The sequence below is a fragment of the uncultured Alistipes sp. genome, assembly GCF_910580175.1.
GTDB lineage: Bacteria > Bacteroidota > Bacteroidia > Bacteroidales > Rikenellaceae > Alistipes.
Genome location: NZ_CAJTXD010000001.1, coordinates 133461 through 147676, shown reverse-complemented (window position 1 = coordinate 147676; position 14216 = coordinate 133461). Strand labels below are relative to the sequence as shown.

Sequence of the window (14216 nt, the reverse complement as noted above, 5' to 3'; positions counted from 1 at the left end):
TATGAATGTTTTAAAATTGGGTTTCTTCGATTGTTTTAAAATTTTTCCATCCGGCAGCCGCAGCATAAGCTGCCTTGCAGCCTGTCGGAACATATAACGTTGCGGTTGCACTAACTTTATCAAAGGTATTGTTTACGATAATCGGCGGAACGATTGCCTTGCAATAGACGCGTGTCAGGCTGCTGCAATTGTAGAATGCGTAGGACCCAATCGACGTCACACCGTTGCCAATCGTTACGCTTGTCAGGCTGCAACCCCTGAATGCCTCCTTTCCAATCTCCGTCACGCTGTCGGGAATCGTTACGTTTGTCAGACCGCTGCAACCGCGGAATGCATCGCTATCGATGAACGTCACGCTATTGCCGATCGTTACGCTTGTCAAGCCGCTGCAACCGTCGAATGCGTAGTTCCCGATGTACTTCACGCTGTTGCCGATCGTTACGTTTGTCAGGCCGCTGCAACCGCGGAATGCGTTTTCATCGATCAACGTCACGCTGTCGGGAATCGTGACGCTTGTCAGACTGCTGCAACCGTAGAATGCATAGTTATAGATCTCCGTCACGCTGTCGGGAATCGTTACGCTTGTCAGGCTGCTGCAACCATTGAATGCGCTGCTCCCGATTGTTGTTACGCCGTCGGGAATCGTTACGCTTGTCAGGCTGCTGCAACCATTGAATGCGCTGCTCCCGATTGTTGTTACGCCGTCGGGAATCGTTACGCTTGTCAGGCTGCTGCAACCGTCGAATGTCTGTATCGGAATTGACGTCACACTGCCGGGAATCGTGATGCTTGTCAGGCTGCTGCAACCCTCGAATGCTCTGTCCCCGATAGTTTTCAGTGTCTTCGGCAGCTTGACGGAGGTCAACGATTTATTGTTATAGAATGCATTAGCCGGCAACTCCTCCAAATTCACATTTTCCATATCGAGGATTGCGAGATTCGGAAGACTTTTCAGCGTCGCAATATCCTCATCATTCAGATTGCCGATAACGGTCAGTTCGGTAATGGAGCTTTCGTCGTAGTTGGCCAGCAGTTGCGACAGCGTGCCCGGAGTTACGACCACGACTGTTTTGCCATCGAATGCTCTAAGTGTAACGGCGATTTCTGCCGTAAGGGTCTGCGAGCCGTCCGACACGGTGACGATTATACGATTCTCGTTCGACGGCTTTTTGGCCGTAATCGTAATCGTTCCCTCCATTGTCGAAGTTGACACCGTTTCTACGGTATAGGCATCGTCGGGGGTTTGCAGCTCGGCTGTCACTACGGTGTTGCTGCTGCCACCCGTGATGGTATAATTAACCGTCTTTGGCTCATTTATATTGAGCAGCAATGAATTGCCCTCGGCAAATGTAATAGCAAGTTCTTCGGGAATGGGGTTTGTTGATACGGCGATTTCGGCCGTAACGGTCTGCGAGCCGTCCGATACAGTGACAACAACGCAATTCTCGCTCTCCGGCATTTTGGCTGTAATCGTAATCGTTCCCTCGGTTGCCGAAGCGGGTGTCGTTTCTACGGTATAGGCATCGTCGGGGTTCTGCATCTCGGCTTTCACGACGGTGTTGTCGCTCCCGCCCGTAATCGTGTAGTGGACGGTCTTGGTCTCGTCGACATCGAACTGCAACGAATTGCCCTCGGCAAATGCAATGTCAAGTGGTGTGGTTTCGGGCGGAACGGGCGGTTCGTTGATTTCATTGTCGTGCTTGCTGCACGACGGGAACGCTGCTGCGACGAATAACGCGGTTAAAAGAAATAGTTTTTTCATAGCAATATAAATTTGAGTTCTTGTGTTCAAATTTTATTGCCGTATCGGCTCCGCTGCGGCGGGTTAGGGGTATGGGGCAAAAAGAAAGTGTGGAGCCGATTTTCGTTTATCTCCGTGAAGGTTGTGGAAAGACCTGTGCAAGAATAAACGATGCAATACCCCACACTTGAACAGACGATGGGGTAGAGGTGCAGAACGCATCTGTTGCCATGATCCGAACAAGAAATGAGTGCCGTTCGTCGTCCTCTTGCACTTGAAAACTTCCACATTTTCACGAAAGGACAGTGCGAAAACACTTTCAAATATGTCGCTGCGGGCAAAAGCCGTCAGCACCGCAAAAATAGAAAATATTTTCCCGACGAACAAGCACTCGGCGGGATATTGCAGGCAAAAGTCCGCATTATCTTTCGTGTTTATCCGCTGTGGACGCAGTGGGCTTTGTTTTGTGTCGATTATCCGACCCTTGGGGGCGGGCGAGCCGCAGCTCCCGGATGCGGAGGCTCGCACTTCGTGTCTCGCCACCGCTGGCTACGGCCCGCTTTTGAACCATTCAATTTTGACCTTATTTTCGTATCTTTGACTCCGTCTTAAATACTTCCGCCTCGGCAATGCTCAAATAAATTTGGCATTGCGCTCGGCTTATTCGTATCTTTGTCCGAATGAAACCGGACAATAATTCCTGCGAGCGCCATCCGCTCGAACCCTTTCTGCCCTCTGGTGCCCGTCTGCTGATGCTGGGCAGTTTCCCGCCCCAGCGCCATCGTTGGTCGATGGAGTTTTTCTATCCCAATCTGCAAAATGACATGTGGCGCATCGTGGGTTACCTCGCCACGGGCGACAAGAGCCATTTTCTCTCTTCCGATGCCAAGCGCTTCGACCGGGAGCGGATCGAGGTGTTCTGCCGCAAACGGGGTATCGCCCTGTACGACACGGCTGCGGAAGTCATTCGACTGAAAAACAATGCTTCGGACAATTTTCTTCAAGTGGTGCGCGAGGTCGATATAGCCGCTTTGCTCGCTCGGATTCCCGCTTGCCGCACCCTCATTACCACCGGTCAGAAAGCCACCGACACGCTGTGTGCCGTCATCGGATGCGCCGAGCCGCCCGTGGGTGGTTTCGTGGAGACCGATTTCGCGGATCGGAAGCTCCGTTTCTGGCGCATGCCTTCGTCGTCGAGGGCCTATCCGCGGCCCGTCGAGTGGAAAGCTGAATTTTATCGTAAGGCATTCAGTGATTGCGGGATAATATAGCACATATTAAGTGTTTCAGCAGTAGGGCAATCGAGAAATCCCACTTCCCGGAAACATTCGGAACACTGAAAAAATATTTTCCTCCCGACTTGGCGGAGCTGGCAAATTGCGTTATCTTTGTCAGACCAATTTATACAATATCTTATTGTGGCTGCTGAAAAGAAAACCGATAAAAAATACGTCGAAACGCCGCTCATGAAGCAATATTATGCCATCAAGGCGGTGCATCCCGACGCTGTATTATTGTTCCGCGTCGGCGATTTCTACGAGACTTTCGGCGAAGACGCCATCAAGGCCAGCGGCATCCTGGGCATTACCCTCACGCGGCGTGCCAACGGGTCGGCTTCGTATGTCGAGTTGGCAGGGTTTCCCTACCATGCCGTCGACACCTACCTGCCCAAGTTGGTGCGGGCCGGCGAGCGTGTGGCCATCTGCGAGCAGCTCGAAGACCCCAAGACGGTCAAGGGACTGGTCAAGCGCGGGGTCATCGAGCTGGTCACTCCGGGCATCGTCATGGGCGACAACATCCTCTCTAACAAGGAGAATACCTACCTCGCGTCAGTTTATTTCGGTACTCGCGAGACCGGTGTCGCTTTTCTCGACATTTCGACCGGCGAGTTCTACGTGGCCGAGGGATCGGATACGTATGTCGACAAGCTCATTTCCAACCTCGCGCCCAAGGAGGTAATTTTCCAGCGCGGCTACGAGGATCGTTTTGCCGATGCTTTCGGTTCGCGGCTCTATACCTACCGGCTTGACGAGTGGGTCTTTTCTCAGGACGTAGACCGCGAAAAGTTGTGCCGGCAGTTCGGCACCTCGTCGCTCAAGGGCTTCGGCATCGACCACTTTACCAGCGGTATTTCCGCCGCCGGAGCCATTCTCCATTACCTCGAATTTACCGAGCACCGCGATATAGCCCACATCCGTTCCATTGCCCGCATCGACCAGGACGACTACGTGTGGATCGACAAGTTTACCATCCGCAATCTGGAGCTTTTCGCCTCGAACGGCGCCCGAGGCAAGGGGAGTTTCGCCGAGGTCATCGACCGCACGCTTTCGCCCATGGGCGGGCGTCTGTTGAAACGTTGGATCGCCATGCCCGTCAAGTCGCCGGCCCTCATCGACCGGCGGCTCGATGTCGTAGAATATTTCACGCAGCATGCCGAGTGTTTCGAGACCGTCCGCAGCCAGGTAACCCTCGTCGGCGACCTGGAGCGCATCGCTTCGCGCATCGCCGCCGCCAAGGTCACGCCCCGCGAGTTGGTGCAGCTCAAGAATTCGCTTTCCGCCATCGAGACGCTCAAATCCGTGCTCGCGTCGGCCGACAGCCGGCGTTTGCAGGAGATGGCCGGGCAACTCGACACGCTCGCCGAGGTGCGCGACCGCATTGCCCGCGAAATCTATCCCGATCCGCTCAATAACCAGATCCAGCGCGGCGGCGTCATCGCCGACGGGGTAGACCCCGAGCTGGACGATCTGCGGCGCATCGCCCTGCATGGCAAGGATTATCTGGCGCAGCTCCAGCAGCGCGAGAGCGAGGCTACGGGCATCCCGTCGCTCCGGTTGAGCTACAACAACGTTTTCGGTTATTACATCGAGGTGCGCAACACCCACAAGGATAAGGTGCCCGAGACTTGGATACGCAAGCAGACCCTGGCCAATGCGGAGCGTTACATTACCGAAGAGCTGAAAGTCTACGAAGAGAAGATTCTCGGTGCCGAGGAGAAGATGCTCGCACTCGAATTGCGCATCTACAACGAGTTGATGGCTTTCATCCGTACGGCACTCAAGGTCTTGCAGCAGAATGCTTCCGTCATCGCCCGTCTCGATTGTCTCCAGTCTTTCGCCCGCATCGCTTGCGAACGGCATTACGTGCGCCCCGTGCTCGACGAGGGCAAGCGCATCGAGATTCGGCAGGGGCGCCATCCGGTCATCGAAACCACGCTTTCTGTCGGCGAGGAATATATTCCCAACGACATCATGCTCGACGACCAGGAGCAGCAGATCGTCATGATTACCGGCCCCAACATGTCCGGTAAATCAGCTTTGCTGCGGCAGACGGCGCTCATCATCCTGATGGCCCAAATGGGATCGTTCGTGCCCGCCGAGTCTGCTCATATCGGCGTTGTGGACAAGATTTTTACCCGTGTCGGTGCTTCCGACAACATCTCGCAGGGCGAGTCGACGTTCATGGTCGAGATGCTCGAATCGGCCAGCATTCTCAACAACATCTCCGACCGCAGCATCGTCCTGCTCGACGAGATCGGGCGCGGCACGAGCACCTACGATGGCATTTCGATCGCCTGGGCTATGGTCGAATACCTCCACAACCATCCGAAAGTCCATGCCAAGACCCTCTTCGCCACCCATTACCACGAGTTGAATGAGATGGAGCAGATGTGCCCGCGCGTGAAGAATTACCACGTGGCCGTCAAGGAGATCGACAATCAGATCGTCTTCCTGCGCAAACTCGAAAGGGGCGGCACCGAGCACTCGTTCGGTATCCATGTGGCCCGCATGGCCGGCATGCCGGGTGCGATCGTGTCGCGTGCCGAGGAGATTCTGCGCAATCTGGAGCTGGTCTATGGCAGCAACCAGATCGTCCCGAACCGCAGTCCCAAGGAGCGCAGCCGCAAGTCGTCCTCGCAGTCGGTGCGTGAGGCGGCCGAAAGCGCCATGCCGCAGAGCATGCAGCTTTCGATGTTCCAGCTCGACGATCCCGTCCTGGTGCAGATCCGCGACCAGATACAGGGTCTCGACCTCGATGCCTTGACACCGCTCGAAGCGTTGAACAAGCTCAACGAAATCAAGAAGATCACGGGACTCTAAGCCCTCCCTTTTCGCATCGGATATAGAACAGCCCGGACAATTGTCCGGGCTGTTGCGTTCACGCCTTGGATTCGGAGAGCTGCAAAAGCGTCTTTCAGAAATAATACAAAATTTCTTTGTACAGGAATACCGTTATCACATCGGACGCTTCATTTGTTGATAAGCGAACTGATATTCTGAATCAACATCGCTACGGCCACCGAGTTGAACCCGCCCTCGGGGATGATGACATCGGCATACTTCTTCGAAGGTTCCACAAATTCTTCGTGCATCGGTTTTACCGTCGACGTATACTGCGTGATGACCGACTGCATGGTGCGGCCGCGGTCGCAGACGTCGCGCAAGATGCGCCGGGCCAGGCGTATGTCCGCGTCGGTGTCGACGAAAACCTTAATATCCATCAGGTCGCGCAGTTCCTTGTTCTCGAAGATCAGGATGCCGTCCACGATGATTACTTTCGAGGGTTTCACGCTCACAGTCTCCGGCAGGCGGTCGTGGTCGACGAACGAATAGACCGGGTGTTCGATCGGCACGTTTTCTTTCAGCGCCTTAATATGCTCCACAAGCATGTGGGTATCGAACGCCTGCGGATGGTCGTAGTTCAGTTTCGTGCGTTCTTCGAACGTCAATTCGGGATGGGCCTTGTAATAGTAGTCATGACACAGCGTCACTACATCGTCGCCTTCGAACGCTTCCTGCAAACGTTTGACAAGCGTCGATTTTCCCGATCCGGTTCCTCCGGCGACTCCGATTACCGTAACTTGCATAGAAAGAGATGTTAGAGGTGGTTATATAAAACAAAGGATCACTTACAAGAGTGATCCTTTTGCTTCGTCTTCATTATGCGTCGATGTTGGCGTAGTGGGCATTCTTCTCGATGAATTCGCGGCGGGGCGGCACGTCGTCGCCCATCAGCATCGAGAAAATGCGGTCGGCTTCGGCAGCATTCTCGATGTTTACCTGACGCAGAATGCGCGTGTCGGGGTTCATTGTCGTCTCCCACAGCTGGTGGGCGTTCATCTCGCCCAGACCTTTGTAGCGTTGTACATGCGTGCCCTTTCCGAATTCTTCCGTGATGGCGTCGCGCTCCTTGTCCGTCCAGCAGTAGCGTTCCTGCTTCCCTTTCTTGACCAGATAGAGCGGCGGGGTAGCGATGTAGACGTGGCCGTTTTCGATCAGCTCCTTCATCTTGCGGAAGAAGAACGTCAGCATCAGCGTAGCGATGTGGCTGCCGTCGACATCGGCATCGGTCATGATGATGATCTTGTCGTAGCGCAGCTTCTCCAGATTCAGTGCCTTGCTGTCTTCTTCGGTGCCGATCGTCACGCCCAGCGCCGTGAACATATTCTTGATCTCTTCGTTCTCCCACATGCGATGCTCCTGCGCCTTCTCGATGTTCAGAATCTTACCGCGCAAGGGCATGATAGCCTGGAAGTTGCGGTCACGTCCCGATTTGGCCGTTCCGCCTGCCGAGTCGCCCTCGACGAAGAAAATTTCGGCGATCGAGCGGTCGCGGCTCGAACAATCGGCCAACTTGCCCGGGAGTCCCACGCCCGACAGCGGCGTTTTGCGCTGCACGGCTTCGCGGGCCTTGCGGGCTGCGTGGCGGGCCGTAGCCGCCAGCACGACTTTCTGCACGATGGCCTTGGCATCCTTGGGATTCTCCTCCAGATAGTGCCCCAGCGCCATGGTCATCGCCTGGTCTACGGCCGCCGATACGTCGTCGTTGCCCAGCTTGGTCTTGGTCTGTCCCTCGAACTGCGGCTCGGCAACCTTTACCGAGACCACGGCCGTCAGACCTTCGCGGAAGTCGTCGCCGCTGATGTCGAACTTGACCTTCGAGAGCATGCCCGAGTCTTCGGCATATTTCTTCAGCGTGCGGGTCAGCGCACGGCGGAAACCCGTCAAGTGCGTACCGCCCTCGATGGTGTTGATGTTGTTCACATAGGAATGCACGTTCTCCGAGTAGGAGTCGTTGTATTGCATGGCCACTTCCACCGGCACGCCGTTCTTCTCGGTATCCAGATAGATGATCGAGTCGATGATCGGTTCGCCACGCGTGGCATCCAGATACTTCACGAACTCCTTGAGTCCCTCTTTCGAGTAGAAGTGGTCTTCGCGGGTCTTGCCCTCCTCGTCCTTGCGCAGGTCGTAGAGGTTCAGCCGGATACCCTTGTTCAGAAACGCCAGTTCCCGCAGCCGGTTGGCCAGGATGTCGTATTTATATTCGGTCGTGTGGGTAAAGATTTCGCCGTCGGGTTTGAAAGTGACGGTCGTACCGCGATCCTCGCACGTGCCGACCACTTCGACCTGCGAGGTGGGCGTACCCTTGCTGTACGACTGACGGTAAATCTTGCCCTCGCGATGGATTTCGGCAATAAGCAGGGTCGACAATGCGTTGACGCACGACACGCCCACGCCGTGCAGACCGCCCGACACCTTGTAGCTGCCCTTATCGAACTTGCCGCCCGCATGCAGCACCGTCAGCACCACTTCGAGGGCCGACTTGCCCTCTTTCTCGTGGTAGTCGGTCGGAATGCCTCGACCGTTGTCTTTCACAGTGATCGAATTATCCTCGTTGATCGTCACGTCGATATCGGTACAGTATCCGGCCAGCGCCTCGTCGATCGAGTTGTCCACCACTTCGTACACCAGATGATGGAGGCCCTTCTCGCCGATGTCGCCGATATACATGGCAGGACGCTTGCGCACGGCTTCGAGTCCTTCCAGCACCTGGATGTTCGACGCCGAATAGGCTTCTTCCTGCTTCTTCACGTTTTCTTGTTCAGTACTCATTTGTTGACTTTAAAATATCGTACAAATATAGTGATTATTCCCGAATAAAACAAGCAGCGGCGCGGCGCCTCCGGATCGTTTTTTTGCTATCCGTCCTTTTGCTATTCCCCGCGGTGCCGAGGTGCCGGCAGCAGCAAATTGTCGTCGGTTGCGGGCATTCTCTGCCCCGGAGCGCTGCGCCAACCTGACCGGGAGAGTCCGCACGGCGAGGAGTCTCCGGGTGCAGCGATTCGTTATGACAGCTCCGCTTCGAGATCGACTTCGCGGATCTTGCCTTTCGAGAAAAGCACGGCCCGGGCAGGGTAGTTCTCGATCAGCGAGGTGTTGTGCGTCGACATGACCACCGCACAGCCGCGGCGTGCGATTTCGCGGAACAGCTTCATGATCCCGTCGGCCGTTACCGGGTCGAGGTTGCCCGTCGGTTCGTCGGCCAGCAGCACCTGCGGATCGTTGAGCAGCGCCCGGGCGATGACCAGACGCTGCTGCTCGCCGCCCGAGAGTTCGAATGGCATCTTGTAGCTCTTCGATTCCAGATCGACCACCTGCAATACATGATCGATCCGTTCGCGGATTTCCGCTTCGCGCTTCCAGCCCGTCGCTTTCATCACATAGTAGAGGTTCATGAAGACGTTGCGGTCGGTCAGCAGTTGATAGTCTTGGAATACGATGCCGATGCGACGGCGCAGATACGGAATGTCGCGGCGGCGCAGCGTACGCAGGTCGAATCCCGCGATGGTGCCCTCGCCCGTGAGCAGCGGGACTTCGGCATAGAGGGTTTTCAGCAGGGTGCTTTTCCCGCATCCCACGCGGCCGATCAGGTAGACGAATTCGCCGGCGCTCACATCCAGATCGACATCCGAAAGCACCATTTCGCTTTCGCGCAGCAGGCGTTTGGCTGACTTGCGCCCGAGGGCGTCATTGACATGGCAGATGGCTGCACGACGAAGACTCACGACCAATTTCCGATTCATAGCGGTCACCGAATTTGAATGGGTAAAGATAATAAAAAATTCATCATGCCCCACTCCCGATGCCCGAAAAACCGTTTTCCGCCTTTCGGGTTGTTTCGGGAGACGCTCCCGCACCTTGCTGCTCCCGCCCGACGGGGCTGCGCAGATATTTATCCGCCCATTCCATGCGGATATTTCGAAATAATGTATTATTTTTGCTCCGTTTCCAATGCGGCTTTGCGGCCGTCCGATCTGGGGGTGCCCGGTTTTGACAGCAGGCAGAGTTCGATTGTAAGCACGCCGAGCGCTGTGCGGCAGCTCGTAAATATCGACGCTCGAACTACAAATGGCAATAACAGCTATGCACTCGCTGCCTAATTTTCAAGGAAAATTGGCTTAATCGCCGCGGCCAAGGCGCCGCAGCGACGAGTATCCCGGAGGAGGGTTCCGCTCCCTAATCCTTTTCCATACGGGGTATCATCGATTCGGAGATAGTGCGGCGGGTTGTTCCGACTGCCGTGCGAAATTCAAGGAACTGGGACCCGGGTTCGGCCGTCGCCTGCCAGACTCGGGGAGAAGGACGAAACGGCGACTAAGCGTGTAGAAAGCTCTCGGGTTCCTTGTTTGGACGCGGGTTCGACTCCCGCCACCTCCACGGAAAAGACAGACGGAAAGGTCTGTCTTTTTTACTTTTATACAGCCAGGAGAGGCTTGCCGGTGCTTGCTCTTCGACCGAAACGGATTTTCCCCGGATCAAGGTTCGTTCGTTTGCCGTTTCGTTTTTTTATGCTTATTTTTACAGCCAAGAAATTCCATTCATTATGTCCGAGAAAATGCAATATGCCGTCATCGCCACCGAGAAAGGGACGATGAAAGCCGAACTCTACACCCAAGAAACACCCGGCACGGTGGCCAATTTCGTCCAGCTCGCCGAGCACAACTTTTACGACGGCCTGACTTTCCACCGCGTCATTCCCGATTTCGTCATCCAGGGCGGCTGCCCGCGCGGCGACGGTACGGGCGGCCCTGGCTATACCATCAAGTGCGAGACTTCGGCACCGCGGCAGTACCACGACCGCGGCGTGCTCTCGATGGCCCATGCCGGCAAGGATACGGGCGGTTCGCAGTTCTTCATCTGCCACAACCGCCAGAATACGCAGCACCTCGACGGCCGTCACACCTGCTTCGGCCGGGTCGTGGAGGGTCTCGACGTGATCGACGACATCCGTCCCGGCGACAAGATCCTTTCGATCCGCATCGTCGAAGAGTAAAAGCCCCCTACAAGATTGCCCCTGCCGCAACACCATGCAGCAGGGGTATTTTTTTCAATCTATCTGCGTTCAAGAAACAGAACCCCGAATCCGAACCGTCGCAGTTCGCTGTTTCGGGCCGTGTATCCATTCCATCGGGCGGTGCTTCTGTCAGGGAACACAAACAAATCCGAAAGCCGATGAGCGCCGGTTTGTCGGCGCCGACCGGCCCAACTGGCCTCGGGGGAGGGCCGTGCCGGCGTTCAAAATCGGCAGCAAAAAAAGCGGGCGTCTTGAAAAAGACGCCCGCCCGCTTTCGTCCGGTCGACTTCCGGTTCGTTTATTTGTGCAGCTTCGCCACCACGTTGTCCGTCGCTTTTTTCAGCAGTTCTTCCGGACAGCACAGCGTGATGCGGATGTAGCGTTTGCCCTCCGAGCCGAAGATGCCGCCCGGCGTAAGGAATACGTCGCACTTCTCCATCACTTCGTCCGAGAACGCGAAGCTGTCGCCCTCGTAGTCTTCCGGCAGTTCGGCCCACACGAACAGGCCGGCCTGATGCTCGCGGTAGCGGCAGCCCAGTGCATCGAGCAGCGCATAGGCTTGTTTTTCGCGGCCATAGTAGATCGCATTCAGCTCCTCGAACCATTCGTCGCCCAGCGCCAGCGCCGTGTCGGCCGCCGCCTGGATCGGATAGAACATACCCGAGTCCATGTTCGACTTGAACGTCAGAATCGCGTCGATCCACTCTTTCTTGCCGACCACCACGCCCACGCGCCAGCCGGCCATCGAGTGGCCTTTCGAGAGCGAGTTCATCTCCAGCGCCACGTCGCGCGCGCCCTCGGCTTCCATGATCGAAATCGGCGCCTCGGCATTGCGGATGAAGCTGTACGGATTGTCGTGCACGATCAAGATATTATGACGGGCACCGAAATCCACGATCTTCTGCATCAGTTCCATCGAGGGCGTCTGGCCCGTCGGCATGTTGGGGTAGTTGACCAGCATCATCTTCACACCCTCCAGCCCCGCGCGTTCGATCGCGTCGAAGTCGGGATAGAAATTCGTCTCCTTGTTGAGCGCATAGGTTACCATCTCGCCGCCCGACAGCCGCACGGCCGACGAATAGGTGGGGTAGCCCGGGTTCGGCACCAGTACCTTGTCGCCCTTGTCGAGGAACGTCATGCAGATGTGCATGATGCCTTCTTTCGAGCCGATCAGCGGGAGCACTTCCGAGTTGTAGTCCAGCTCCGTGCGATACCATTTCTTGTACCAGTCGGCAAAGGCTTTCCGCAAGATGGGTTCCCCCTTGTAGGACATATATTTGTGCACGTCGGGGCGTTGCGCTTCTTTCGCCAGCCGCTCGATTACCGAGGGGTGGGGCGGCAGGTCAGGACTGCCCATCGCAAGTTTGATGATCTGACGGCCTGTGGCCGCTTCGATTTCGGCTATTTCGCGCAGGCGGCGCGAAAAATAGTACTCTCCGATGCCGTCCAGCCGATGCGAACGGGCAATATTGACTGCTTTGGCCATAATAGAAAGTTTGGTGTTACAAAGATAACGCACCCAGGGCGCAAAAGCAAATTTATTCGCGAAAATATCCTGCTTCGGATTCCGGGGCGAAGCGTCTCCCCATGCCCGTTCGGATCAGAGCGCGAACAAAATGAATATCTGCGCCGTGAGCACGCGCAAAAACATGACCACAGGATAGACCGTCGAATAGCCCACCGCAGGCATGTCGTTTCCGGCCGTGGCATTGGCATAGGCCAATGCCGGGGGATCGGTCGTTGCGCCGGCTATGAGTCCCATCAACGTATAGTAGTTCATTTTCAGCCATACGCGCGCCACGATGCCCACGATCAACAGCGGCACCACCGTAATGACCGCGCCGTAGCCGATCCACCGGTAGCCGCCCCCGACGATCGCATCCGCGAATCCGTCGCCGGCACCGATGCCCACGGCCGCCAGAAACAGCGCAATGCCTATTTCGCGCAGCATCAGGTTGGCGCTCATGGTCGTGTAGGTTACCAGATGGAAGTGCGTGCCGAAGCGGCCGATGAGTATCGCTACGATCAGCGGGCCGCCGGCCAGGCCCAGTTTCACGGGTTGGGGTACGTTCAGCAGCGGGACCGATCCCAGCAGCACCCCCAGAGCGATACCCACGAAAAGCGTGATCAGATTGGGCTGATCCAGTTTTTTCAGCGAGTTGCCCAGCACGTCGGCCACTTGGGCCACCGCCTTTTCGGGGCCGACGACCATTACCCGGTCGCCGACCTGCAATTCGAGTCCTTGGTAGGGGATCAGATCTACGCCCGCCCGGTTGACGCGCGTCAGCGTGATGCCGTACTTCGTGCGCAGCCGCAAGTCGGAAAATTTCTTGCCGTTGATCGACGATTTCGTAATCAGGATGCGGCGCGAGATCAGCTCGGCATGCGGCGTGTTGTTGCCCCATTGCTCGTCGGTCATCTTCACGCGCCGTCCCAGAAAGGCTACGATCGCCTCGGTATCCTCCGTCTGGCAGACCACGCACAGCCGGTCGCCCGTATGGAGCACCGAGTCGGCATCGGACATCGACACTTCGCCGTCGGTCGACATGACGCGCGAAACCACGAATTGCCGGTTTATCAGATCGCGTATGTATTCTACCGTCCGACCGTCGAGCATCGGATTGGTAAACTCCACCGATACCTTGTCGGCGAACTTATGTTCTTGCGAGAGAGCTGCCAGCCCTTCGTTTTCTTTCTCGAACTTTACCCGCAGTACATAGCGGATGCAGATCATCGTGAGGATGATGCCCACCACGCCCAGAGGGTAGGCCACCGCATAACCCAGGGCGATGGTCGGATCGTTGATCCCCGTCGCATCGGCATAGGCCTGCTGTGCGGCGCCCAGCCCGGGCGTGTTGGTCACTGCACCCGATAGAATGCCGACCATCGTCGGCACCGGAGTTCCCGTCGTCAGATGCAGGACATAGGCCGTCGCCACGCCTAACAACACGATCGCCACGGCACAGCATACCAGAGTCATGCCGCCATGTTTGAACGACGCGAAAAACCCCGGCCCCACTTGCAGGCCGATCGAGAACACGAAGAGGATCAATCCGAATTCCTTGACGAAGTGCAGGACTTCGCCGTCGACCGTCATGCCCAGATGGCTCAAAACGATGCCGACGAAAAGAATCCACGTGATGCCGAGCGAGACGCCGCCGATCTTGATTTTGCCGAGCAGCACGCCCAGCGTGACGACCAGTGCGAACGTCAGCACCGCATGCGCGATGCCCCCGCCGAAGAAGAGGTCATGGAGCCACTCCATTATCTGTCTGTTTTTGTGCTGTTTAACCTGGGAAACCTAACCGAGCACAAAAATACGAATTTTTTTACGGAA

10 protein-coding genes and 1 other RNA gene are annotated in these 14216 nt (G+C 56.3%); 5 read left to right on the top strand and 6 right to left on the bottom strand.

Annotated features, from left to right (window positions below; all coding sequences use genetic code 11):
* Nucleotides 1-10 precede the first annotated feature (10 nt).
* Nucleotides 11-1762, bottom strand: a complete 1752-nt coding sequence (locus tag QZ298_RS00610) for a leucine-rich repeat domain-containing protein (RefSeq protein WP_296004626.1) — start codon at nucleotides 1760-1762, stop codon at nucleotides 11-13.
* 225 nt (nucleotides 1763-1987) lie between these two features.
* Here QZ298_RS00610 and QZ298_RS00605 point away from each other — a divergent pair, with 225 nt between their 5' ends.
* The 3 genes from QZ298_RS00605 to mutS all read left to right on the top strand — a co-directional run bounded on the left by QZ298_RS00605 (nucleotide 1988) and on the right by mutS (nucleotide 5841).
* Nucleotides 1988-2353, top strand: a complete 366-nt coding sequence (locus tag QZ298_RS00605) for a hypothetical protein (protein WP_296004624.1) — start codon at nucleotides 1988-1990, stop codon at nucleotides 2351-2353.
* A 68-nt stretch (nucleotides 2354-2421) separates the two neighbouring features.
* Nucleotides 2422-3012, top strand: coding sequence for a uracil-DNA glycosylase family protein (locus QZ298_RS00600; protein ID WP_296004622.1), 591 nt, complete (start codon nucleotides 2422-2424; stop codon nucleotides 3010-3012).
* A 195-nt stretch (nucleotides 3013-3207) separates the two neighbouring features.
* Nucleotides 3208-5841: a DNA mismatch repair protein MutS gene (mutS, locus tag QZ298_RS00595; RefSeq protein WP_296004620.1), complete on the top strand. Its 2634-nt coding sequence runs from the start codon at nucleotides 3208-3210 to the stop codon at nucleotides 5839-5841.
* Between the two features lie 149 nt (nucleotides 5842-5990).
* Here the strand turns inward: mutS and udk are convergent, their stop codons facing one another.
* The 3 genes from udk to QZ298_RS00580 form a co-directional block, all read right to left on the bottom strand.
* Complete coding sequence (gene udk / locus QZ298_RS00590) at nucleotides 5991-6608, bottom strand: uridine kinase (protein ID WP_296004617.1); 618 nt, start codon at nucleotides 6606-6608, stop codon at nucleotides 5991-5993.
* 73 nt (nucleotides 6609-6681) lie between these two features.
* A complete protein-coding gene (gene gyrB, locus QZ298_RS00585; protein WP_296004615.1) occupies nucleotides 6682-8637 on the bottom strand; it encodes a DNA topoisomerase (ATP-hydrolyzing) subunit B in 1956 nt (651 codons plus the stop codon).
* Nucleotides 8638-8870: 233 nt separating this feature from the next.
* Nucleotides 8871-9608 (bottom strand): cell division ATP-binding protein FtsE, encoded by a 738-nt coding sequence (locus QZ298_RS00580; RefSeq protein WP_296004613.1) that lies wholly within the window; start codon nucleotides 9606-9608, stop codon nucleotides 8871-8873.
* Nucleotides 9609-9841: 233 nt separating this feature from the next.
* On the opposite strand from QZ298_RS00580, the gene ssrA reads away from it, so the two are divergent.
* Both ssrA and QZ298_RS00570 read left to right on the top strand, forming a co-directional pair.
* Nucleotides 9842-10245, top strand: a transfer-messenger RNA (tmRNA) gene (ssrA, locus tag QZ298_RS00575).
* 175 nt (nucleotides 10246-10420) lie between these two features.
* Entirely contained in the window at nucleotides 10421-10858 is a 438-nt protein-coding gene (locus tag QZ298_RS00570) for a peptidylprolyl isomerase (RefSeq protein WP_296005124.1), read from the top strand.
* A gap of 319 nt (nucleotides 10859-11177) precedes the next feature.
* On the opposite strand, the gene QZ298_RS00565 is transcribed toward QZ298_RS00570, so the two are convergent.
* Together QZ298_RS00565 and QZ298_RS00560 are read right to left on the bottom strand one after the other, a co-directional pair.
* On the bottom strand, nucleotides 11178-12365 hold the full coding sequence (locus QZ298_RS00565; protein WP_296004611.1) for an aminotransferase class I/II-fold pyridoxal phosphate-dependent enzyme: 1188 nt from the start codon (nucleotides 12363-12365) through the stop codon (nucleotides 11178-11180).
* Nucleotides 12366-12479: 114 nt separating this feature from the next.
* Nucleotides 12480-14144: a putative transporter gene (locus QZ298_RS00560; protein ID WP_296004608.1), complete on the bottom strand. Its 1665-nt coding sequence runs from the start codon at nucleotides 14142-14144 to the stop codon at nucleotides 12480-12482.
* Between the last annotated feature and the right edge of the window lie 72 nt (nucleotides 14145-14216).

Coding starts and splice junctions, on each gene's coding strand:
- QZ298_RS00610 (WP_296004626.1), bottom strand. CDS start 1,762: ATGAAAAAACTATTTCTTTTAACCGCGTTATTCGTCGCAGCAGCGTTC.
- QZ298_RS00605 (WP_296004624.1), top strand. CDS start 1,988: ATGAGTGCCGTTCGTCGTCCTCTTGCACTTGAAAACTTCCACATTTTC.
- QZ298_RS00600 (WP_296004622.1), top strand. CDS start 2,422: ATGAAACCGGACAATAATTCCTGCGAGCGCCATCCGCTCGAACCCTTT.
- mutS (WP_296004620.1), top strand. CDS start 3,208: ATGAAGCAATATTATGCCATCAAGGCGGTGCATCCCGACGCTGTATTA.
- udk (WP_296004617.1), bottom strand. CDS start 6,608: ATGCAAGTTACGGTAATCGGAGTCGCCGGAGGAACCGGATCGGGAAAA.
- gyrB (WP_296004615.1), bottom strand. CDS start 8,637: ATGAGTACTGAACAAGAAAACGTGAAGAAGCAGGAAGAAGCCTATTCG.
- QZ298_RS00580 (WP_296004613.1), bottom strand. CDS start 9,608: ATGAATCGGAAATTGGTCGTGAGTCTTCGTCGTGCAGCCATCTGCCAT.
- QZ298_RS00570 (WP_296005124.1), top strand. CDS start 10,421: ATGCAATATGCCGTCATCGCCACCGAGAAAGGGACGATGAAAGCCGAA.
- QZ298_RS00565 (WP_296004611.1), bottom strand. CDS start 12,365: ATGGCCAAAGCAGTCAATATTGCCCGTTCGCATCGGCTGGACGGCATC.
- QZ298_RS00560 (WP_296004608.1), bottom strand. CDS start 14,144: ATGGAGTGGCTCCATGACCTCTTCTTCGGCGGGGGCATCGCGCATGCG.